The 19,496-nt window shown below is 60.0% G+C and carries 24 protein-coding genes; 15 read left to right on the top strand and 9 right to left on the bottom strand.

What is annotated here, in order from left to right; all coding sequences use genetic code 11:
- Nucleotides 1-175 precede the first annotated feature (175 nt).
- Genes lptB through ACVWSC_RS23455 form a run of 5 tightly spaced genes read right to left on the bottom strand, consistent with a single transcriptional unit; the run spans nucleotide 176 to nucleotide 3,493 of the window.
- A complete protein-coding gene (gene lptB / locus ACVWSC_RS23475) occupies nucleotides 176-901 on the bottom strand; it encodes an LPS export ABC transporter ATP-binding protein (protein ID WP_442109428.1) in 726 nt (241 codons plus the stop codon).
- The gene (gene lptA, locus ACVWSC_RS23470; protein WP_133217060.1) at nucleotides 902-1,426 is read right to left on the bottom strand and encodes a lipopolysaccharide transport periplasmic protein LptA; all 525 of its coding nucleotides are present in this window, start codon (nucleotides 1,424-1,426) and stop codon (nucleotides 902-904) included.
- Nucleotides 1,413-1,985, bottom strand: a complete 573-nt coding sequence (lptC, locus tag ACVWSC_RS23465) for an LPS export ABC transporter periplasmic protein LptC (protein ID WP_442109427.1) — start codon at nucleotides 1,983-1,985, stop codon at nucleotides 1,413-1,415. Before lptC ends, lptA begins: the two co-directional genes overlap by 14 nt.
- A gap of 8 nt (nucleotides 1,986-1,993) precedes the next feature.
- Entirely contained in the window at nucleotides 1,994-2,518 is a 525-nt protein-coding gene (locus tag ACVWSC_RS23460; RefSeq protein WP_442109426.1) for a KdsC family phosphatase, read from the bottom strand.
- The gene (locus ACVWSC_RS23455) at nucleotides 2,519-3,493 is read right to left on the bottom strand and encodes a KpsF/GutQ family sugar-phosphate isomerase (RefSeq protein WP_442109425.1); all 975 of its coding nucleotides are present in this window, start codon (nucleotides 3,491-3,493) and stop codon (nucleotides 2,519-2,521) included. It lies immediately after the preceding gene.
- A gap of 245 nt (nucleotides 3,494-3,738) precedes the next feature.
- Between ACVWSC_RS23455 and ACVWSC_RS23450 the strand changes: the two genes are divergently transcribed.
- The 10 genes from ACVWSC_RS23450 to hisC all read left to right on the top strand — a co-directional run bounded on the left by ACVWSC_RS23450 (nucleotide 3,739) and on the right by hisC (nucleotide 11,649).
- Nucleotides 3,739-4,548 carry an ATP-binding cassette domain-containing protein gene (locus tag ACVWSC_RS23450; RefSeq protein ID WP_442109424.1) on the top strand — a complete coding sequence of 270 codons (810 nt, stop codon included), beginning with the start codon at nucleotides 3,739-3,741 and terminating at the stop codon, nucleotides 4,546-4,548.
- Nucleotides 4,548-5,345, top strand: coding sequence for a lipid asymmetry maintenance ABC transporter permease subunit MlaE (mlaE, locus tag ACVWSC_RS23445; RefSeq protein WP_442109423.1), 798 nt, complete (start codon nucleotides 4,548-4,550; stop codon nucleotides 5,343-5,345). Before ACVWSC_RS23450 ends, mlaE begins: the two co-directional genes overlap by 1 nt.
- Complete coding sequence (gene mlaD, locus ACVWSC_RS23440) at nucleotides 5,345-5,812, top strand: outer membrane lipid asymmetry maintenance protein MlaD (RefSeq protein ID WP_442109422.1); 468 nt, start codon at nucleotides 5,345-5,347, stop codon at nucleotides 5,810-5,812. The genes mlaE and mlaD overlap by 1 nt, the downstream gene beginning before the upstream one ends.
- 9 nt (nucleotides 5,813-5,821) lie before the next feature.
- Nucleotides 5,822-6,460 (top strand): MlaC/ttg2D family ABC transporter substrate-binding protein, encoded by a 639-nt coding sequence (locus tag ACVWSC_RS23435; RefSeq protein WP_442109421.1) that lies wholly within the window; start codon nucleotides 5,822-5,824, stop codon nucleotides 6,458-6,460.
- On the top strand, nucleotides 6,457-6,762 hold the full coding sequence (locus ACVWSC_RS23430) for an STAS domain-containing protein (protein WP_442109420.1): 306 nt from the start codon (nucleotides 6,457-6,459) through the stop codon (nucleotides 6,760-6,762). The genes ACVWSC_RS23435 and ACVWSC_RS23430 overlap by 4 nt, the downstream gene beginning before the upstream one ends.
- 115 nt (nucleotides 6,763-6,877) lie before the next feature.
- Nucleotides 6,878-7,117 (top strand): BolA family protein, encoded by a 240-nt coding sequence (locus ACVWSC_RS23425; RefSeq protein ID WP_028942843.1) that lies wholly within the window; start codon nucleotides 6,878-6,880, stop codon nucleotides 7,115-7,117.
- 24 nt (nucleotides 7,118-7,141) lie between these two features.
- Complete coding sequence (gene murA, locus ACVWSC_RS23420; protein ID WP_442109419.1) at nucleotides 7,142-8,407, top strand: UDP-N-acetylglucosamine 1-carboxyvinyltransferase; 1,266 nt, start codon at nucleotides 7,142-7,144, stop codon at nucleotides 8,405-8,407.
- A 105-nt stretch (nucleotides 8,408-8,512) separates the two neighbouring features.
- On the top strand, nucleotides 8,513-9,148 hold the full coding sequence (gene hisG, locus ACVWSC_RS23415) for an ATP phosphoribosyltransferase (RefSeq protein ID WP_442109418.1): 636 nt from the start codon (nucleotides 8,513-8,515) through the stop codon (nucleotides 9,146-9,148).
- 126 nt (nucleotides 9,149-9,274) lie between these two features.
- Nucleotides 9,275-10,600 carry a histidinol dehydrogenase gene (hisD, locus tag ACVWSC_RS23410; RefSeq protein WP_442109417.1) on the top strand — a complete coding sequence of 442 codons (1,326 nt, stop codon included), beginning with the start codon at nucleotides 9,275-9,277 and terminating at the stop codon, nucleotides 10,598-10,600.
- A gap of 2 nt (nucleotides 10,601-10,602) precedes the next feature.
- Nucleotides 10,603-11,649, top strand: a complete 1,047-nt coding sequence (gene hisC / locus ACVWSC_RS23405; RefSeq protein ID WP_442109416.1) for a histidinol-phosphate transaminase — start codon at nucleotides 10,603-10,605, stop codon at nucleotides 11,647-11,649.
- Here hisC and ACVWSC_RS23400 read toward each other — a convergent pair.
- Nucleotides 11,597-12,865 carry an alkaline phosphatase family protein gene (locus ACVWSC_RS23400; RefSeq protein ID WP_442109415.1) on the bottom strand — a complete coding sequence of 423 codons (1,269 nt, stop codon included), beginning with the start codon at nucleotides 12,863-12,865 and terminating at the stop codon, nucleotides 11,597-11,599. The genes hisC and ACVWSC_RS23400 overlap by 53 nt on opposite strands.
- 139 nt (nucleotides 12,866-13,004) lie before the next feature.
- Here ACVWSC_RS23400 and ACVWSC_RS23395 point away from each other — a divergent pair, with 139 nt between their 5' ends.
- The 3 genes from ACVWSC_RS23395 (at nucleotide 13,005) to ACVWSC_RS23385 (ending at nucleotide 15,500) form a co-directional block, all read left to right on the top strand.
- A complete protein-coding gene (locus ACVWSC_RS23395) occupies nucleotides 13,005-13,664 on the top strand; it encodes a FadR/GntR family transcriptional regulator (RefSeq protein WP_442109414.1) in 660 nt (219 codons plus the stop codon).
- Nucleotides 13,665-13,676: 12 nt separating this feature from the next.
- On the top strand, nucleotides 13,677-14,957 hold the full coding sequence (locus ACVWSC_RS23390) for a CynX/NimT family MFS transporter (RefSeq protein WP_442109413.1): 1,281 nt from the start codon (nucleotides 13,677-13,679) through the stop codon (nucleotides 14,955-14,957).
- Nucleotides 14,958-15,032: 75 nt separating this feature from the next.
- A complete protein-coding gene (locus ACVWSC_RS23385; protein WP_442109412.1) occupies nucleotides 15,033-15,500 on the top strand; it encodes a nuclear transport factor 2 family protein in 468 nt (155 codons plus the stop codon).
- Between the two features lie 2 nt (nucleotides 15,501-15,502).
- On the opposite strand, the gene ACVWSC_RS23380 is transcribed toward ACVWSC_RS23385, so the two are convergent.
- Nucleotides 15,503-16,282 (bottom strand): hypothetical protein, encoded by a 780-nt coding sequence (locus tag ACVWSC_RS23380; RefSeq protein WP_442109411.1) that lies wholly within the window; start codon nucleotides 16,280-16,282, stop codon nucleotides 15,503-15,505.
- A gap of 143 nt (nucleotides 16,283-16,425) precedes the next feature.
- Here ACVWSC_RS23380 and ACVWSC_RS23375 point away from each other — a divergent pair, with 143 nt between their 5' ends.
- The gene (locus ACVWSC_RS23375; RefSeq protein WP_442109410.1) at nucleotides 16,426-16,725 is read left to right on the top strand and encodes a GIY-YIG nuclease family protein; all 300 of its coding nucleotides are present in this window, start codon (nucleotides 16,426-16,428) and stop codon (nucleotides 16,723-16,725) included.
- Here the strand turns inward: ACVWSC_RS23375 and yejK are convergent.
- Complete coding sequence (yejK, locus tag ACVWSC_RS23370; RefSeq protein WP_442109409.1) at nucleotides 16,706-17,713, bottom strand: nucleoid-associated protein YejK; 1,008 nt, start codon at nucleotides 17,711-17,713, stop codon at nucleotides 16,706-16,708. The genes ACVWSC_RS23375 and yejK overlap by 20 nt on opposite strands.
- A 409-nt stretch (nucleotides 17,714-18,122) precedes the next feature.
- Between yejK and ACVWSC_RS23365 the strand changes: the two genes are divergently transcribed.
- Entirely contained in the window at nucleotides 18,123-18,404 is a 282-nt protein-coding gene (locus tag ACVWSC_RS23365; protein ID WP_009398256.1) for an HU family DNA-binding protein, read from the top strand.
- 141 nt (nucleotides 18,405-18,545) lie between these two features.
- Here ACVWSC_RS23365 and rlmF read toward each other — a convergent pair whose 3' ends face one another.
- Nucleotides 18,546-19,487: a 23S rRNA (adenine(1618)-N(6))-methyltransferase RlmF gene (rlmF, locus tag ACVWSC_RS23360; RefSeq protein ID WP_442109408.1), complete on the bottom strand. Its 942-nt coding sequence runs from the start codon at nucleotides 19,485-19,487 to the stop codon at nucleotides 18,546-18,548.
- Nucleotides 19,488-19,496 lie beyond the last annotated feature (9 nt).

The following is a 19,496-nucleotide window of genomic DNA, read 5'->3' as shown; positions in this document are numbered from 1 at the left end:
GGGGCTTAACACCTTTGTCGCCGGCGCACATGCGCCATCCACTACTAGGGCACCGAAGCGCCAATTTTAAGCAAGTTATATGCCTGAAATTGGAGCGTTTGCCTAGGGTGCTGTAACAATTAAGCCGGTTTTCACCGGGCCAGCCACCCAAGGCAAGCGCTGTGTCGCTTCGAACTTACAAGCGGAACTCGTGGCCCAGATACACCTCTTTGACCAGGTCGTTGGCCAGGATGGTTTCTGCATCGCCTTCGGCAATCAGCTGACCATCGTTGACGATGTAAGCGGTTTCGCAGATATCCAGCGTCTCGCGGACGTTGTGGTCGGTGATCAGTACACCGATGCCCTTGGCCTTGAGGTGGTGGATGATCTGCTTGATGTCGCCAACCGAAATCGGGTCGACACCGGCAAAGGGTTCGTCGAGCAGGATGAACTTCGGCGCAGTGGCCAGGGCGCGGGCGATCTCCACGCGGCGACGTTCGCCGCCGGAAAGGCTCATGCCGAGGTTGTCGCGAATGTGGCTGATGTGGAATTCCTGCAGCAGGCTTTCCAGCTCCTTGCGACGCCCGGCGGTATCGAGATCTTTGCGGGTTTCGAGGATCGCCATGATGTTGTCGGCAACCGACAGCTTGCGAAAGATCGACGCTTCCTGAGGCAGGTAGCCGATGCCAGCACGGGCGCGGCCGTGCATGGGCTGGTGGCTGACATCCAGGTCGTCGATCAGGACGCGGCCCTGATCGGCCTGAACCAGGCCGACGATCATGTAGAAGCAGGTGGTTTTGCCGGCGCCGTTAGGGCCGAGCAGGCCGACGATCTGGCCGCTGTCGATCGACATGCTGACATCGCGGACCACTTGTCGGCTCTTGTAGCTCTTGGCCAGGTGCTGGGCTTTGAGGGTCGCCATTTACTCGGCCTTCTTCTTCGGCTGGATCACCATGTCGATACGCTGACGTGGGGTGGTGACGTTACCGCCACGACCGGCAGTCGCTACCTGGGACTTGGTGTTGTAGACGATCTTCTCGCCTTCGGTGGTATTGCCTTCATTGACCACTTTGGCGCGGTCGGTCAGCACCACCAGGTCTTTTTGCGCCTGGTACTGGATGGTAACGGCATAGCCTTGCATCTTGTCTGGCTTGGCAGCGCTCTGTTGCTGCTCGAAGTAGGCCAGGTTGCCCACCGAGGTCACCACGTCGATGTCGCCGGATTCGGCGCGAGTGATGGTTACGGTGTTGCCTTTGATCATCATCGAACCCTGGGTGATGATGACGTCGCCGGTGTAGGTGGCAACCCCTTTCTTGTCATCCAGGTGCGCGTTGTCAGCCTGAATGCGGATAGGCTGGTCGCGGTCGTTCGGCAGGGCCCAGGCGCTCGCGCTTCCCAGTGCTGCGCTCAGGCTGAGCAAAAAGGGGAGGGTTTTAACGAGCCTCATACTGTCCTCTTACGTTGGACAGCAGGTCCATCCTGCCGTCTTTCAAATACGCTTTCATTCCGTTGCCCGTAGTTACGCCGTCGGCGCCGTCGATTCTAACGGCTTGCTCGGTTTGCGCATATTGCTTCTGCGGGAACACCGTCATCCGGCTGGTGGTAATGATCATGGTGCGGTTTTTTTCGTCGGTGCGGGCAACCCGCACAGAATCGATCAGTTCCACTTCTGAGCCGTCAGGGTTGACCTCACCTTTCTCGCTTTGCACATGCCAAGGGTAGGTGGTGCCACGGTACATTTGCAGGTCGGGCTTGGTCAGCAGGGTGACCTCGCTGACCATCAAATGCTCCACTTTGTCGGCGGTCATTTCGTACTGCATTTTGCCGTCAGGCAAAAACTGCACGCTGTGGGCGTTGGTGGCGTAATAGTCGATGGCCTTTTCGTCGACACGGGCTACCGGCTTGTCGAGAAAGCTTTCAGGGCCGATGTTCCAGTAGCCGACTGCCACCAGCAAGGCGGTAATCACACTGAACAGCGCAATGGTGCGGATTTTTTTACTGAACATGTGTCGCTCTACAGGTAATTGGCGTTGGCCGCGTCGAGATTGCCCTGGGCTTGCAGGATCAACTCGCAGAATTCGCGGGCGGCGCCTTCACCGCCACGGGCCTGGGTGATCCCGTGGGCGTGCTCGCGGACAAAGGCTGCAGCGTTGGCCACGGCCATGCCCAGGCCAACGCGGCGGATCACCGGCAGGTCTGGCAGGTCGTCGCCCAGATAGGCAACCTGTTCATAGCTTAGGTTGAGTTGGCCGAGAAGCTCGTCCAATACCACCAATTTATCTTCACGGCCCTGATACAGGTGGGGGATGCCGAGGTTCTTGGCGCGGCGCTCGACCACCGGGGTCTTGCGCCCACTGATGATTGCCGTGGTTACGCCCGAGGCCATGAGCATCTTGATGCCCTGGCCGTCGAGGGTGTTGAAGGTCTTGAATTCGCTGCCGTCTTCGAGGAAGTACAGGCGGCCATCAGTCAGTACGCCATCCACGTCGAACACAGCCAGTTTGATGGCCTTGCCGCGCTGGAGCAGGTCGTGGCTCATTTACATCACTCCCGCACGCAACAGGTCGTGCATGTTCAGGGCGCCAACCGGGCGCTCGTCCTTGTCGATGACCACCAGTGCGCTGATCTTGTGGTCTTCCATGATTTTCAGGGCTTCGGCGGCAAGCATTTCGGCGCGGGCGGTTTTGCCATGCACGGTCATGACCGCTTCGATCAGGGTGCTGTGCACGTCGATATTGCGGTCCAGGCTGCGGCGCAAGTCGCCGTCAGTGAAGATCCCGGCCAGCCGTCCGTCGGCTTCGACCACAACCGTCATGCCCAAACCTTTGCGGGACATTTCAAGTAGTGCGTCTTTGAGCAGGGTGCCGCGTTGCACCTGAGGCAGTTCATCGCCAGCGTGCATGACGTTCTCGACCTTCAGCAGCAGGCGGCGGCCCAAGGCGCCGCCCGGGTGCGAGAAGGCGAAGTCTTCAGCGGTGAAGCCGCGTGCTTCGAGCAGGGCAATCGCCAGGGCGTCGCCCAGTACCAGCGCAGCAGTGGTCGAGGAGGTCGGTGCCAGATTCAATGGGCAGGCTTCCTGGGCGACGCGCGCATCAAGGTTGACCTCGGCGGCTTTGGCCAGCGGCGAGTCAGGGTTGCCGGTCAGGCTGATCAGCTGGATGCCGAGGCGTTTGATCAGCGGCAGCAGGGTAACGATCTCGTTGGTCGACCCGGAGTTGGACAGGGCAAGAATGACGTCGTCGCGGGTGATCATGCCCATGTCGCCATGGCTGGCTTCGGCCGGGTGAACGAAGAAGGCCGGTGTACCGGTGCTGGCCAGCGTCGCGGCGATCTTGTTGCCGATATGCCCGGACTTGCCCATGCCGACCACCACGACCCGGCCTTTACTGGCCAGGATCAGCTCGCACGCCTTGACGAAATCGGCGTCGATGTGGGCAAGCAAGCCCTCAACCGCTTCAAGTTCGAAACGAATGGTGCGCTGCGCGGATTGGATCAGGTCGCTGGATTGGCTCATGTCGAAAATCGGATTGCCTGATGAAAAGGCGGCGATTATAGCGGTAATGCGCAAATCCCTCACCTTGTGATTGTCATACAGTCGCCGAGCAACCTTAACCCAGCCTGAACAAGCACTGCGCTGGCCTTGGGGCGCTGCTATCAGCGATGGTATAGTTCGCCGCCTGTTCGGCCCGCTCAGGGCGTGCGTGTCTCCATGAAGGGGGCGCGCGTCTGAGTGAGAAGGCTGCATTGCAAGGAGTCTAGATGAGCGTTGATAACGCCTACGCGGTCGAGCTGAAGGGTGTGACCTTCAAGCGCGGTTCGCGCAGTATCTTCAATAATGTCGATATTCGCATTCCCCGCGGCAAGGTCACCGGCATCATGGGACCTTCCGGGTGCGGCAAGACCACACTGTTGCGTCTGATGGGCGCACAGTTGCGCCCGTCCAGCGGTGAAGTCTGGGTGGCCGGGCAAAATCTGCCTGCGCTGTCGCGCAGCGACCTGTTCGATGCACGCAAGCAGATGGGCGTGCTGTTCCAGAGCGGTGCGCTGTTCACCGACCTGGATGTGTTCGAGAACGTCGCGTTCCCGCTGCGGGTGCATACCCAGCTGTCCGATGAAATGATCCGTGACATCGTCTTGATGAAGCTGCAGGCCGTGGGCTTGCGCGGTGCCATCGAGCTGATGCCAGACGAATTGTCCGGTGGCATGAAGCGCCGCGTAGCGCTGGCCCGGGCCATTGCCCTGGACCCACAGATCCTCATGTACGACGAGCCCTTCGTTGGCCAGGACCCGATCGCCATGGGCGTGTTGGTGCGCCTGATCCGCCTGCTCAACGATGCCTTGGGCATTACCAGCATCGTGGTGTCTCACGACCTGGCCGAGACCGCCAGTATTGCTGACTACATTTATGTGGTCGGCGATGGTCAGGTGCTGGGGCAGGGCACGCCGGACGAGTTGATGGGCTCCGATAACCCGCGCATTCGCCAATTCATGAAAGGCGACCCGGATGGCCCGGTGCCCTTTCACTTTCCTGCGCCGGATTACCGCGCCGATCTTCTGGGGAAGCGTTGATGCGCAGAAAATCCTTACTCGAACGCATTCGTCGCTTCGGCCGCTCGGCCATTGACGTGCTGGCCGTGCTCGGCCGTTCGTTCCTGTTCCTGTTGCACTCGCTGGTCGGGCGCAGCGGGACCGGTGGCGGCTTTCAATTGCTGGTCAAGCAGCTGTACTCCGTCGGTGTGTTGTCGCTGGCGATCATCGTCGTTTCCGGGGTGTTCATCGGTATGGTGCTGGCCCTGCAAGGGTTCAGCATCCTGACCAAGTACGGCTCGGAACAGGCCGTCGGGCAGATGGTTGCGCTGACCTTGCTGCGTGAGCTGGGGCCGGTGGTTACCGCCTTGTTGTTCGCCGGGCGTGCCGGTTCGGCATTGACCGCCGAGATCGGCAACATGAAGTCCACCGAGCAGTTGTCCAGCCTGGAAATGATCGGTGTCGATCCACTTAAATACATCGTTGCGCCGCGCCTGTGGGCCGGTTTCATCTCGCTGCCGTTGCTGGCGCTGATTTTCAGCGTGGTCGGTATCTGGGGTGGCTCGTGGGTGGCGGTGGACTGGCTGGGCGTTTATGAAGGCTCGTTCTGGGCGAACATGCAAAACAGCGTGTCGTTCACCGACGATGTTCTCAATGGCGTGATCAAAAGCCTGGTTTTTGCCTTTGTTGTTACCTGGATTGCCGTATTCCAGGGGTATGACTGCGAGCCCACCTCAGAGGGGATCAGCCGTGCCACCACCAAGACCGTGGTCTATGCCTCATTGGCAGTTCTGGGTCTGGACTTTATTCTGACCGCCTTGATGTTTGGAGATTTCTGATGCAAAACCGCACCCTGGAAATCGGTGTCGGCCTGTTCCTCCTGGCCGGGATACTGGCGCTGATCCTGCTGGCCCTGCGCGTCAGCGGCCTGTCGGCAAGCCCGAGCAGCGATACCTATAAAGTTTATGCAAACTTCGACAATATCGCCGGTTTGACGGTCAGAGCTAAAGTGACCATGGCCGGTGTGACCATCGGCAAGGTCACGGCCATCGATCTGGATCGTGATACCTACACCGGTCGGGTGACGTTGCAGCTGGAAAAACGCGTAGACAACCTGCCTACCGACTCCACTGCATCTATCCTCACCGCTGGGTTGCTCGGCGAGAAGTACATTGGTATCAGCGTGGGCGGAGAAGAATCGATGCTCAAGGATGGTGCAACCATCCACGACACTCAGTCGGCGCTGGTGCTGGAAGATCTGATTGGCAAGTTCCTGCTCAATACCGTTGGCAAAGAAGCTAAATAAGGAGTTTCCATGATTTCTATCCTGCGACGCGGCTTGCTGGTACTGCTGGCTGCATTGCCGTTGGTGGCTGGCGCAGCTGCCCAGTCGCCCAAAGAAGTGATTCAGGGCACAACCAACCAGTTGCTGGCCGACCTCAAGGCCAACAAGGAGCAATACAAGGCCAACCCAAGTGCCTTCTATGAGGCCTTGAACAACAACCTCGGTCCGGTGGTGGATGCCGATGGCATCTCGAAAAGCATCATGACCGTGAAGTACTCGCGCAAAGCCACTCCGGAGCAGATGCAGCGCTTCCAGGAGAACTTCAAGCGCAGCCTGATGCAGTTCTATGGCAATGCCTTGCTTGAGTACAACAACCAGGGCATCACCGTGGGCAACGCCAAGGCCGATGGCGAGGACCGTGCCAGCGTCGATATGACCGTCAAGGGCAACAATGGCGCTATCTACCCGGTTTCCTACACCATGACCAAGCTCAATGGTGAGTGGAAAGTGCGTAACGTCATCGTCAATGGCATCAACATCGGCAAGCTGTTCCGTGACCAGTTCGCCGATGCCATGAATCGCAATGGCAACGACCTGGACAAGACCATCGACGGTTGGGCGGGCGAAGTGGCCAAGGCCAAGGAAGCCGCCGAGAAGCAAGAGCAATGAGTCAGAGCAGTGTGGCGATGACCGAGCCAGGCCTGCTGAGCCTGGCCGGAGTGCTCGACTACCGCAGCGGGCCGGTATTGCGCAAACAGGGCCAGGCCTTGATCGCGTCGTGCAAGGCCGCAACCCTGGTGCTTGATTGCGCGCAGGTAGAGAAGTCGAGCAGCGTTGGCCTGTCCTTGTTGCTGGCATTCATGCGTGATGGCAAGGCGGCTGGCAAGGCGGTCGAGGTGCGCGCCATGCCGCAGGACATGCGCGAAATCGCTGAGGTTTATGACCTCGAAGAAGTGCTGGCCGGTCAATGACCACCAGCAAGTAACTGGCCCCTCCGTCAGAGTCTCCGTTTACGGGGTTCGCAGGCGAGGGGCTTTTTTGTATGATGGCCGACCCGCGCGCACTGGGCGCCGATTGAGGTTGAGCATGCAGGCCGTAGAAGTTAAGAACTTCCTTGAAGAAAAGTTGCCGGGAACCCGGGTCGAAGTTGAAGGCGAAGGCTGCAACTTCCAGTTGAACGTGATCAGCGACGAGTTGGCGGCCCTGAGCCCGGTCAAGCGTCAGCAGCAGATCTATGCTCATCTTAATCCGTGGATCACCGATGGCAGCATCCATGCGGTAACCATGAAATTTTTCAGCAGCGCAGCCTGGGCTGAGCGCAACTGAGCCTAAATTGGCGGCGAGACAGAAATGGATAAACTGATTATTACTGGCGGTACTCGTCTTGATGGCGAAATCCGCATTTCCGGTGCCAAGAACGCGGCCCTGCCGATTCTGGCCGGTACCCTGCTTTGCGATGGCCCGGTAACGGTCGGCAACCTGCCGCACCTGCACGACATCACCACCATGATCGAACTGTTCGGGCGCATGGGCATCGAGCCTGTGATCGACGAAAAGCTCGCCGTAGAGATCGACCCACGCACCATCAAGACCCTGGTCGCGCCGTACGAGCTGGTGAAAACCATGCGCGCCTCGATCCTGGTACTGGGGCCGATGGTTGCCCGTTTCGGCGAGGCTGAAGTGGCCCTGCCTGGCGGTTGCGCAATTGGTTCGCGTCCGGTTGACCTGCACATCCGTGGCCTTGAAGCCATGGGCGCGAAAATCGAGGTCGAAGGCGGCTACATCAAGGCCAAGGCGCCTGAAGGCGGCCTGCGTGGCGCGCACTTCTTCTTCGATACCGTGAGTGTGACCGGTACCGAGAACATCATGATGGCAGCCGCCCTGGCCAAAGGCCGCAGCGTGCTGCAGAACGCTGCGCGCGAGCCGGAAGTGGTTGACCTGGCCAACTTCCTCAACGCCATGGGCGCCAAGGTTCAGGGTGCCGGTACCGACACCATCACCATCGACGGCGTCGAGCGCCTGGGTTCGGCAACCTACCGCGTCATGCCCGACCGTATCGAAACCGGTACCTACCTGGTCGCCGCTGCCGTTACCGGTGGCCGCGTCAAGGTCAAGGACACCGATCCGACCATCCTCGAAGCGGTCCTTGAAAAACTCAAGGAAGCCGGCGCCGAAATCACCACCGGTGAAGACTGGATCGAGCTGGACATGCACGGCAAGCGGCCAAAAGCTGTCAACCTGCGTACCGCTCCTTACCCGGCGTTCCCGACCGACATGCAGGCGCAGTTCATCTCGCTCAACGCCATTGCCGAAGGCACTGGTGCGGTGATCGAGACGATCTTCGAAAACCGCTTCATGCACGTGTACGAAATGCACCGCATGGGCGCCCTGATCCAGGTTGAAGGCAACACTGCGATCGTTACCGGCACCAAAACCCTCAAGGGCGCGCCAGTCATGGCTACCGACCTGCGGGCTTCGGCCAGCCTGGTGCTGTCGGCGCTGGTTGCCGAAGGCGACACCCTGATCGACCGCATCTACCACATCGACCGTGGCTATGAGTGCATCGAAGAAAAACTGCAGATGCTGGGCGCGAAAATCCGTCGCGTACCGGGCTAGTCTGTGAGCGGCGCAGGGACGCGCCATCCAACTGCTGCACCGAATTGAATGCGGTCGGGCCATCAGGTCCGGCCGGCTGTAGCCGCATAAGGACCGACGTTTCCCATGTTGACCATCGCGCTATCTAAAGGTCGGATTCTCGACGATACCCTGCCGTTGCTGGCAGAAGCCGGTATTGTGCCGACCGAGAACCCGGACAAAAGCCGCAAACTGATCATCCCCACGACGCAGGACGACGTACGCCTGTTGATCGTCCGGGCGACCGACGTGCCGACCTATGTCGAGCATGGCGCCGCCGATCTGGGTGTGGCCGGCAAGGACGTGCTGATGGAGTACGGTGGCCAAGGCCTGTATGAGCCGCTGGATCTGAAGATTGCCCAGTGCAAACTGATGACCGCCGGTGCAATCGGCGCCGCCGAGCCCAAAGGCCGTCTGCGTGTAGCGACCAAGTTCGTCAATGTCGCCAAGCGTTACTATGCCGAACAAGGCCGTCAGGTCGATATCATCAAACTCTACGGTTCGATGGAGCTGGCGCCGCTGATCGGCCTGGCTGACAAGATCATCGACGTTGTCGATACCGGCAACACCCTGCGTGCCAATGGCCTGGAACCCCAGGAAATGATTGCCACCATCAGTTCCCGGCTGGTGGTCAACAAGGCTTCGATGAAGATGCAGCACGCCCGCATCCAGAGCCTGATCGACACCTTGCGCCAAGCTGTCGAATCGCGACACCGCGGCTGATACCTGCGCGCGACCTTCGCTGTCGCGCCCGTCTATCCGCGTCATAGCCAATTTTCTCGGGTGCCCGCGCGGATGGACTGGTAGCTTAGGGCGCCTGAGCATTCGCCATTTATTGAGGCCCTCGCTATGACCACGTCCACTGCAATTGCCCGACTCAATGCCGCTGACCCGGATTTCGCCCGACATCTGGATCATCTGTTGAGCTGGGAAAGCGTGTCTGACGACGCGGTCAACCAGCGAGTCCTCGACATCATCAAGGCTGTGCGTGAGCGTGGCGATGCGGCGCTGGTCGAGTTCACCCAGCGTTTCGATGGTGTTGATGCCAAATCGATCGACGACCTGATTCTGGGCCGTGAGCGCCTTGAGCTGGCCCTGACGCGCATCACCCCTGCCCAGCGCGAAGCCCTGGAGAAGGCGGCCAACCGCGTGCGTATCTACCACGAGCGGCAGAAGCAGGACTCCTGGAGCTACACCGAAGCCGACGGCACGGTGCTTGGCCAGAAGGTCACGCCGCTGGACCGCGCCGGTCTGTATGTGCCGGGCGGCAAAGCGTCCTATCCTTCGTCGGTACTGATGAACGCGATTCCGGCCAAGGTGGCCGGTGTTGCCGAAGTGGTCATGGTGGTGCCAACCCCGCGTGGTGAGGTCAACGAACTGGTGCTCGCGGCTGCCTGCATTGCCGGTGTCGACCGGGTGTTCACCATTGGTGGCGCCCAGGCGGTCGCGGCACTGGCCTACGGCACCGAAAGCGTGCCGCAGGTGGATAAGGTAGTCGGCCCTGGCAACATTTATGTCGCCACTGCCAAGCGCCATGTGTTCGGTCAGGTTGGTATCGACATGATTGCCGGGCCGTCGGAGATCCTCGTGGTGTGTGACGGCCAGACCGATCCGGACTGGATTGCCATGGACTTGTTCTCCCAGGCCGAACACGACGAAGACGCCCAGGCGATTCTGGTCAGCCCGGATGCCGCGTTCCTCGACAAAGTCGCCGCCAGCATCGACAAGCTGCTGCCGACCATGGAACGTGCCGAGATCATCAAAACCTCGATCAATGGCCGCGGCGCGCTGATTCAGGTGCGTGACATGCAGCAAGCCATGGACGTTGCCAACCGCATCGCACCGGAGCACCTGGAGCTGTCGGTGGCTGATCCACAAGCCTGGTTGCCGCAGATCCGCCACGCCGGGGCGATTTTCATGGGCCGCCACACCAGCGAAGCGCTGGGCGACTACTGCGCAGGTCCGAACCACGTGTTGCCAACCTCGGGCACTGCGCGTTTCTCCTCGCCACTGGGGGTGTATGACTTCCAGAAGCGTTCGTCGATCATCTTCTGCTCCGAGCAAGGCGCCTCGGAACTGGGTCACACCGCTTCGGTGCTGGCGCGTGGTGAATCGCTGACTGCCCACGCCCGTAGTGCTGAATACCGTATCGTTTCCGACAACAAGGGGAACTGAACATGAGTAAATTCTGGAGCCCCTTCGTCAAGGACCTGGTGCCTTACGTTCCGGGTGAGCAGCCGAAGCTGGCCAGGCTGGTCAAGCTCAACACCAATGAAAACCCGTATGGCCCGTCGCCCAAGGCGCTGGAAGCGATGCGCGGTGAGCTCAATGACAATCTGCGCCTGTACCCGGACCCGAACAGCGACCTGCTCAAGCAGGCGGTGGCCGAGTACTACGGGGTCAAAGGCAACCAGGTGTTCCTCGGCAATGGCTCGGACGAAGTGCTGGCGCACATTTTCCACGGCTTGTTCCAGCACGGCGCGCCGCTGTTGTTCCCGGATATCAGCTACAGCTTCTACCCGGTGTATTGTGGCCTGTACGGCATTCCCTACGAAACGGTAGCGCTGGATGAGCAATTCCAGATCCGCGTCGAGGACTATGCCAAGCCGAACGGCGGGATCATTTTCCCCAACCCCAATGCCCCGACCGGCTGCCTGCTGGCGCTGGAGGCGATCGAGCAACTGCTCAAAGCCAACCCGGAAACGGTCGTGGTAGTCGACGAGGCTTACATTGATTTCGGCGGGCAAACGGCGATCAGCCTGGTTGATCGCTATGACAACCTGCTGGTCACCCAGACGCTGTCCAAGTCGCGTTCCCTGGCTGGTCTGCGGGTGGGTCTGGCCGTGGGCCATCCTGACCTGATCGAGGCGCTGGAGCGGATCAAGAACAGCTTCAACTCCTATCCGCTCGATCGTATGGCGATTGTCGGTGCAGCGGCGGCGTTCGCTGATCGTGCGTACTTCGACGACACTTGCCGCAAGGTCATCGACAGCCGCGAGCAACTGGTCACTGAGCTGGTGGCCCGTGGTTTTGAAGTGTTGCCGTCGGCCGCCAACTTCATCTTTGCCCGTCATCCGCAGCACGATGCTGCTGAATTGTCAGCCAAGCTGCGCGAGCAGGGCGTGATTGTGCGGCACTTCAAGCAGGCGCGGATCAACCAGTTCCTGCGTATCACCATTGGCACGCCGGAGATGAATCAGGCGCTGCTTGATGCGTTGAACTGATACAGCCATCGCGGGGCAAGCCCGCTCCCACCAGGTGGGGGCGGGCTTGCCCCGCGATCCTGACGGCCGCCGGTGTACCGTTCAGCGTCAGGGTGTAATCGGCCTTGTCATTCATGCCTTGGGGATCAACCCACTGCTGAACATCGGCCTTCACTTGCGCAACGCGCTGCCCGTTTTTCTCGATAACCACCTCCCCACTCTCCTGGCTGTTCCACAGCAGGCGAGCCGTTGCCTGATCGGCGCGAGCCTTGCGCACTCCGGTTTCTCCCAGCAGTGGCGTGCCGTCCAGGCGCCATGACGTTGGTAGCGTGATGCCCATATGGCGCAAAACCGTAGGCGCCACTGCAGCCTGGTTGGTAAAACCGTACAGGTCGTTGGGCCCCGGGTTTTCTGCGGGTGGGCTAGGCGAGGTGAGCTCGGCGTTCAGTGGCTTGTTGCTGGCAATGAACGCGGTCTTTTCCTGTTCCGAATCGCCACCGTGGCCGCAGCCTTGCGTATCGCGGCCGTGATCGGTGGTGACGAGCACCAGCCAGTCTTCATCGGGATTTTCCCGGGCGCGCGCTTCGACTGCGTCGAGTAGTTGCCCTAACTGGTTGTCGGCGACACGCAAGGCATTGTTGTAACCCGCTCCAAAACAGGCGTCATGGCCTGCTTGATCAGGCTCATCGAGCTGAATGAAGGTGAAGTCTGCGCGGGTCTGGGAGAGGACTTCCAGTGTCCTGGCGATCACCCGCGCATCGGAGGCTTGAGTTTCAACCAGGTCATTGGATTTGACGTCTTCGAGCAGAAACGCGGTGTTGATCGGTGCCCAATGGACGATGCTGGCGATGTACGCGCTCGGTGACGCGTCGCGCACGCGTCTGAACAGGCTGGGAAACTCAGGGTTCACACGCAGATTGGTCTGGTTGGAAATTACATCATGCTTGTTCGCCCAAACCCCGCTGAGCAGGGTGGTCCAGCCTGGGCCGCTGATGGTCGATTGTCGGCTTGAACTGCCGGTAACGCCGCCCGCGTAGGCCTTGTTGTAGTGCAGGCGCTGCAGATTAAGGTTGCTGCCGAGCTGTTCGTAGCGCTGCAGTTGCACGCCATCCATACCGATCAGCAATGTCTTTGGCGAGCGCGCCTGCACAGTGGAATCAGGCTTGAACTGGAAGATTGCAATGACTGCCAGGGCAGCCAGCGCGGCGAGTACAGACACACCTTTGAGCTTTGACATGGGCTGGTCCACCTGAGAGAGGCCTGGTGCAGCGTCACAAAGCCCGGCAAGTGCCGCAACTGGCAAAAATGACAGGTGGTTCCGACAATCGTGCTGATCAGCTATGCTGCAAGAATTCGTAGGATGATTGGGTGAGTCAGTGGCAAGTAATGGAAAAGAGCTGGTGCGCCGCTCTTTGGTTGATCTGGCCGTCGAGCAATTGCGCCTGCGTATTCTCGAAGGGGTATGGCAGGTAGGTCAGCGTTTGCCGACCGAGCCGGAGCTGGCGGTGGAGTTGGGCATCAGCCGCAATACCGTGCGTGAAGCCATGCGTGTGCTGGCTTTCAGTGGCGTGGTTGAGGTTCGCCAGGGTGATGGCAGCTACCTGCGTACCCAGCTCGATCCTCTGCAGGCGGTGCAGGCGATGTCTCGCTGTTCACCGGAACATGCCCGGGAGACTCGGCACATTCTTGAAGTGGAGGCCATCGGCCTGGCGGCTATACGCCGTACCGAGGCTGACCTGTGTGGGTTGCGCGAAGCGCTGGAAGGCAGTGCAGCGCATTTTCATGGTGAGGTCGATGTCTATGTCGCCTGCGATCTGCTGTTCCATCAGCGTCTGGTGGATGCCGCCCACAACCCGGCATTAAGCGAGCTGTACCGTTACTTCTCCGGTGTGGTCGCCAACGCACTGCAACAGAACATGTCCCACGCACCCCGTTGCCAGTCGGTATTCGACCTGCACGGGCAGATCCTCGATGCCATCGAGCAGCGCGATGTGCAGCGGGCCAAGCACCTGACGCGCACCCTTATAGAATCCTGAGGTAACAAGGCCATGGCCGAACAACTGACCCGCACCCATGCGGCGCGCGATACCGAGCTCGAAGAACTGCTGATTGATGCCGAAGCCGACGATGAACAGGTACAACAGCAGCCGGTGCTGCTCAAGCGCCCCTGGCTGTTGCTGCTTGGCCTGTTGCTGGTGGCGTTGAACCTGCGCCCGGCGTTGTCGAGCATGGCACCGCTGCTCAGCCTGGTGTCCGAAAGCCTGGGGCTGAGCGCTTCCCAGGCCGGTTTGCTGACCACTTTGCCCGTGTTATGCCTGGGCCTGTTCGCGCCGTTGGCACCGATACTTGCCCGGCGCTTCGGCAGTGAACGGGTCATCCTCGGTATCCTCCTGACCCTGGCCGCCGGGATTGCAGTACGCAGCGCCTTCGGCAGCACGGGCGTGTTTGTCGGCAGTATCATGGCCGGCGCAAGCATCGGCGTGATCGGCGTGCTGCTGCCGGGTATCGTCAAACGCGATTTTCCCCGGCATGCCGGTACTTTGACCGGGGTCTACACCATGGCGTTGTGCCTGGGCGCAGCGGTGGCCGCGGGTGCTACGGTGCCGCTGAGTGAGCACTTTGGCGACAGCTGGTCATGGGGCCTGGGTTTCTGGTTGATACCCGCGGTACTGGCGGCGCTCATCTGGCTGCCTCAGGCGCGTCAGGGCCATGGTGCGCATCATGTCGCTTATCGGGTGCGTGGCCTGCTGCGTGACCCGCTGGCCTGGCAGGTCACCTTGTACATGGGCTTGCAGTCTTCGCTGGCCTACATTGTGTTCGGCTGGTTGCCGTCGATTCTGATCGGCCGTGGCCTTACCCCGACCCAGGCCGGGCTGGTGTTGTCCGGTTCGGTGATCGTGCAGTTGATCAGCTCGCTGAGTGCGCCGTGGCTGGCCACCCGCGGCAAGGATCAGCGCCTGGCCATTGTTGTGGTCATGCTACTGGCCCTGGCTGGCCTGTTTGGCTGCCTGTATGCGCCGCTCGATGGCCTGTGGGGCTGGGCCATCGTGCTCGGGCTGGGCCAGGGCGGTACCTTTGCCCTGGCGCTGACCTTGATCGTGCTGCGCTCCAGTGATGCCCATGTAGCGGCTAACCTGTCGAGCATGGCGCAAGGTGTCGGTTATACCTTGGCCTCGATGGGGCCGTTCGCCGTTGGGCTGGTGCATGACTTGACCGGTGGCTGGAATGCCGTGGGCTGGATTTTCGCAGTGCTGGGCGTGGGGGCGATTGCCTTCGGTTTGAAGGCCGGGCGCAATCTGCATGTTCAGGTCGTCAGCGAGCGGGTGTGAGGCCGCAGTAGCTAGCTTTTTGCTACGTGAGCAGATTATGGTGCGGGTCTCTTCCATCGGAAACGGACCCGCCCAATGAGTGAAGCCAACACTGTCTTGATTACCCGCTTCTATCAGGCGTTCCAGCGTCTGGACGCTGAGGCGATGGTGGCTTGCTACAGCGACGACATCCTCTTCAGTGATCCGGCCTTTGGCACGTTGCGCGCTAAGGATGCAGGCGATATGTGGCGGATGCTTACCTCCCGCGCCAAGGACTTTACCCTGACATTCGATAGCGTACGGGCCGATGACAGTAGCGGCACGGCCCACTGGGTCGCCACCTACCTGTTCAGCCAGACCGGTCGTGTTGTGGTCAACGATATACAGGCGCGCTTCGTCATTCGCGACGGCAAAATCTGTGAACATCACGACCATTTCGATCTATGGCGCTGGTCGCGGCAGGCGCTGGGCCTGCCGGGATTGCTACTGGGTTGGTCGCCGTTGCTGCGTAACAAAGTGCGCGCTCAGGCACTCAAAGGGTTACGCAGCTTCCAGCGTCAGTAGTCTCAGAGCATTGCATCAACGGCCTGGTCCTCCTCGCGGTAGCTGAACGTCGTGGTGTCTTCTGGTGTTTTCGGCAGCTCAATGCGGATCACCGGAATGAAGTTGGCGTTAGTGTCGAGCCAGTCCTGCTGATCGGCACGTGCCTGTTCCAGCGCATTGGGCAGCCCGGCAATGTAGAAGAATGACTGGATCGGCAGGGTAGAGGACTTGGTTTCGTCCCAGGCGCCGATCATGACTTCATTCCAGGGATAGGGCAGTTCGTCCCGGTACAGCTGTTTTACGCGAAGGCCTTGATAGAACGTACTGGCACGTTCTGCCGCATTTGCATGCTGTGCGTCGAACGCGCACTGGCTCTTGTGGTCAGCATTGCCGCGGTAATTGACGATCCAGTCTTCGGCTGTCGCTATGCCCTGTTGGTGGCAAAGCGTTTCAACTTGCGTGGTGCGGCTGTTGTCGCCACAACCACGGGAATCACGAGTCCAGCTGTCACCATCGGTTGGCCATGTGCACAGTACCTCGTATGGCAGTGAGTCTTGAGGGCGCTGTTGCAGAGGATAGAGGGTGAAGCCGCTGCGACCGTCTTCGGCCAGGCGTTCAATCGGGATATCGGAACGCAAGTAGGAGAAGGAAACGCTGCCTTTGGTTTTCGAGTTCTGGCTATGATGCCACGTGTGGTAGGACGGGGACGGGCGGGTTGATCGGACCAATACACCAGAGCATTCATGGGCCGCAATGGCATTGCTGCCACAGTGCTCAGGTGTGGTGTCGAAACTTTTTTGCATGTCTGCCGCCGTCTGCGGCCCAATGAAGGCCAGAGCGTTGAACGACAGTAAGCAAAGGGCAAAACAAGGTGCGGATAATCTGTACATGGTGAAGTCCTTTTTGACTAGGCCTCACCAAACTAGTGACAAACGGAGTACGCGTCGTGAGTGAAAATGTTCCGGATCGGGTAAGCAAGCCCTGGTATGTTTACCTGGTACGGGCGGAAAATGGTGCGCTGTATTGTGGGATCAGTGACGATCCGCAGCGGCGCTTTTTGATGCATCAGCGTGGGCGTGGCGCGCGGTATTTTCTGACCAGTCCGGCACAGGCGCTGGTGTACGTCGAGCAGTGGCCAGACAAGTCCCAGGCGCTGCGCCACGAGCGCCTGGTGAAGAAGCTGCGCAAGAGTGCCAAGGAGGCGCTGGTGGCCTCCTGGGCAGGGCTCAGTCCTTGCGGCGCTTGAGCTGATCGGTCAGCTGTGTCGGCAAGCCTTTGATGATCAGGGTGCCGGCCTCTTCGTCGTACTCGACCTTCGAGCCCAACAGGTGGGCTTCAAAGCTGATCGACAAGCCCTCAGCGCGGCCGGTGAAGCGGCGGAACTGGTTCAGGGTGCGTTTGTCGGCAGGAATTTCCGCTGACAGGCCGTAGTCCTTGTTACGAATGTGCTCGTAGAAGGCGCGCGGACGGTCTTCATCAATCAGCCCGGACAGCTCTTCCAGCGTGACGGGTTCGCCGGCCTTGGTCTGGCTGGTGGCATACTCGACCAGGGTCTGGGTTTTCTCCCGGGCGGCTTCCTCGGGCAGATCCTCGCTTTCGACGAAGTCGCTGAAGGCCTTGAGCAGCGTGCGGGTTTCGCCCGGGCCGTCGACACCTTCCTGGCAGCCGATGAAGTCGCGGAAGTAGTCCGAGACTTTCTTGCCGTTTTTGCCTTTGATGAAGGAAATGTACTGCTTTGAGTTTTTGTTGTTCTGCCACTCGGACAGGTTGATCCGTGCGGCCAGGTGTAACTGCCCCAGGTCCAGGTGGCGCGACGGCGTGACATCGAGCTCGGCGTTTACCGCCACCCCTTCGCTGTGATGCAGCAGGGCGATCGCCAGGTACTCAGTCATGCCTTGCTGGTATTGAGCAAACAGCACGTGGCCGCCGACGGAGAGGTTGGATTCTTCCATCAGTTTTTGCAGGTGCTCAACGGCTACCCGGCTGAAGGCGGTAAAGGTGCTGCCGTCTTCCAGGTACTCCTTGAGCCAGCCGCTGAACGGGTGGGCGCCGGACTCGGCATGGAAGAAACCCCAGGCTTTACCTTGTTTGGCGTTGTAGCTGTCGTTGAGGTCGGCCAGGAGGTTTTCGATGGCGCTGGACTCGGCAAGTTCCGAATCGCGAGCGTGCAGGACAGCAGGGCTGCCATCGGGTTTTTTGTCGATCAGGTGGACAATGCAATGACGGATCGGCATGGGATTCTCGGTTGAAAATGGGCGGTGCTGGCCGCGTTGCAAAGTTGCCAAGTGTACCTCAGCGCAGAGGTGATTCAGCGGCCAGATGTTGGCAGAAATGTCGGTTGTTCGTTTTTTGTTCAATTTTTTGCGTTTTTTCGCGCAAAGCCCCGAAAAACCTGCACATTTGCCCTGTCAGCAGCGGATATTTATCCATTCCTGTGGTAGTTTTGCCCGGTCTTGCGCCCCGTGTGTGGCGCATTGCTGGCAGACCGCTCACGTCGCGTCGAACCAAACGTCGTTTTACGTATCTACATACGCGATTGACGTGGCTGTAACACCGGACCGCCGGATACCCCCGCAGGTCTGGCTCGATGACCGACGTAGCACTCTGCATACTCACTGAATTTGATAGGGAAGGAACACCACCATGGCATTGACCAAAGACCAACTGATCGCCGATATCGCCGAAGCTATCGACGCGCCAAAAACCACCGCGCGTAACGCTCTGGAGCAACTGGGTCAGATCGTTGCTGATCAACTGGAAAATGGCAGCGAAATCACTCTGCCAGGCATTGGCAAACTGAAAATCACCGAGCGTCCTGCCCGTACCGGCCGCAACCCTTCGACTGGCGCTGCCATCGAAATCGCTGCCAAGAAAGTCGTCAAGTTCGTGCCAGCCAAAGTGCTGACCGACGCTGTAAACAAGTAATTGTAAGCAGCTTGAAAAAACCGCGTCCGGTGTGAGCCGAACGCGGTTTTTTTGTGCCTGTGGGAACACCGGCCTGTGGGAGCGGGCTTGCCCCGCGATGCGGTGAGACAGACAAACCGCGATCGCGGGGCAAGCCCGCTCCTACCGAGACCAGCGTTTTTGGCGGGTGGTGGCATCCTGGAAGGTCCAGGCCACCATGCGGCTTTGCTTTTGCCCTTGGCCCATTTCGACCACGCGCTGTTCGAGTGCGCCGGCTTTTTTCAACGCTGCCTGAATGCCCGGCAGGTTGGAGGCTTTGGACACCAACGAGGTGAACCACATCACCTGTTGGCCAAGCGCAGCGCTTTCGGCCACCAATTGGCTGACAAAGCGGATTTCACCACCTTCGCACCACAGTTCATTGTTCTGCCCGCCAAAGTTCAGTACCGGCAGTTTGCGCTTGGGATCGGCCTTGCCCAGGGCGCGCCATTTGCGCTGGCTGCCACGGGTGGCTTCGTCCCGTGAAGCGTGAAAGGGCGGGTTGCACAGGGTCAGGTCGTAACGCTCGTCGTCTTTGAGCAGGCCCAGCAGGATGTGCTTGCGGTTGCCTTGCTGGCGCAGGCTGATGGCCTTGTCCAGGCCATTGGCGTGAACGATGGCCTTGGCGGCAGCCAGCGCCGTGCTGTCGATGTCCGAGCCGAGAAAGCGCCAGCGGTAGTCGCTGTGGCCGAGCAGGGGGTAGATGCAGTTGGCACCGACGCCGATATCCAGCGCCCGCACCTGAGCGCCGCGTGGGATTTCGCCGTTGTTGTCTTCGGCGAGCAGGTCGGCCAATACATGGATGTAGTCGGCACGGCCGGGAATCGGCGGGCACAGGTAGTCGGCCGGGATGTCCCAGTGCTGGATGCCGTACTGCGCCTTGAGCAGAGCACGGTTGAACACTCGCACCGCTTCGGGGTTGGCGAAGTCGATGCTGGGTTTGCCGTGGGGGTTGGTGATCATGAACTGGCCCAGTTCAGGGCTGCTTTTGATCAGATCAGGAAAGTTGTAGCGGCCCTGGTGGCGATTGCGCGGGTGCAGGGTCGGCTTGTTGGCTGTGGTCATGGTGTGGGT

The organism is Pseudomonas sp. NUPR-002 (genome assembly GCF_056322725.1).
This window is presented reverse-complemented; position numbering and strand designations above follow the sequence as displayed.

Excerpts from the sequence above, each read along its gene's own strand:
- hisG (WP_442109418.1), top strand. The coding sequence starts at position 8,513 with ATGTTGACCATCGCGCTATCTAAAGGTCGGATTCTCGACGATACCCTG.
- murA (WP_442109419.1), top strand. The coding sequence starts at position 7,142 with ATGGATAAACTGATTATTACTGGCGGTACTCGTCTTGATGGCGAAATC.
- lptB (WP_442109428.1), bottom strand. The coding sequence starts at position 901 with ATGGCGACCCTCAAAGCCCAGCACCTGGCCAAGAGCTACAAGAGCCGA.
- lptC (WP_442109427.1), bottom strand. The coding sequence starts at position 1,985 with ATGTTCAGTAAAAAAATCCGCACCATTGCGCTGTTCAGTGTGATTACC.
- ACVWSC_RS23460 (WP_442109426.1), bottom strand. The coding sequence starts at position 2,518 with ATGAGCCACGACCTGCTCCAGCGCGGCAAGGCCATCAAACTGGCTGTG.
- hisC (WP_442109416.1), top strand. The coding sequence starts at position 10,603 with ATGAGTAAATTCTGGAGCCCCTTCGTCAAGGACCTGGTGCCTTACGTT.
- ACVWSC_RS23425 (WP_028942843.1), top strand. The coding sequence starts at position 6,878 with ATGCAGGCCGTAGAAGTTAAGAACTTCCTTGAAGAAAAGTTGCCGGGA.
- ACVWSC_RS23400 (WP_442109415.1), bottom strand. The coding sequence starts at position 12,865 with ATGTCAAAGCTCAAAGGTGTGTCTGTACTCGCCGCGCTGGCTGCCCTG.
- ACVWSC_RS23365 (WP_009398256.1), top strand. The coding sequence starts at position 18,123 with ATGGCATTGACCAAAGACCAACTGATCGCCGATATCGCCGAAGCTATC.
- ACVWSC_RS23380 (WP_442109411.1), bottom strand. The coding sequence starts at position 16,282 with ATGCAAAAAAGTTTCGACACCACACCTGAGCACTGTGGCAGCAATGCC.
- ACVWSC_RS23385 (WP_442109412.1), top strand. The coding sequence starts at position 15,033 with ATGAGTGAAGCCAACACTGTCTTGATTACCCGCTTCTATCAGGCGTTC.
- yejK (WP_442109409.1), bottom strand. The coding sequence starts at position 17,713 with ATGCCGATCCGTCATTGCATTGTCCACCTGATCGACAAAAAACCCGAT.
- rlmF (WP_442109408.1), bottom strand. The coding sequence starts at position 19,487 with ATGACCACAGCCAACAAGCCGACCCTGCACCCGCGCAATCGCCACCAG.
- ACVWSC_RS23435 (WP_442109421.1), top strand. The coding sequence starts at position 5,822 with ATGATTTCTATCCTGCGACGCGGCTTGCTGGTACTGCTGGCTGCATTG.
- ACVWSC_RS23390 (WP_442109413.1), top strand. The coding sequence starts at position 13,677 with ATGGCCGAACAACTGACCCGCACCCATGCGGCGCGCGATACCGAGCTC.
- mlaE (WP_442109423.1), top strand. The coding sequence starts at position 4,548 with ATGCGCAGAAAATCCTTACTCGAACGCATTCGTCGCTTCGGCCGCTCG.
- ACVWSC_RS23450 (WP_442109424.1), top strand. The coding sequence starts at position 3,739 with ATGAGCGTTGATAACGCCTACGCGGTCGAGCTGAAGGGTGTGACCTTC.
- mlaD (WP_442109422.1), top strand. The coding sequence starts at position 5,345 with ATGCAAAACCGCACCCTGGAAATCGGTGTCGGCCTGTTCCTCCTGGCC.
- ACVWSC_RS23455 (WP_442109425.1), bottom strand. The coding sequence starts at position 3,493 with ATGAGCCAATCCAGCGACCTGATCCAATCCGCGCAGCGCACCATTCGT.
- lptA (WP_133217060.1), bottom strand. The coding sequence starts at position 1,426 with ATGAGGCTCGTTAAAACCCTCCCCTTTTTGCTCAGCCTGAGCGCAGCA.
- ACVWSC_RS23430 (WP_442109420.1), top strand. The coding sequence starts at position 6,457 with ATGAGTCAGAGCAGTGTGGCGATGACCGAGCCAGGCCTGCTGAGCCTG.
- hisD (WP_442109417.1), top strand. The coding sequence starts at position 9,275 with ATGACCACGTCCACTGCAATTGCCCGACTCAATGCCGCTGACCCGGAT.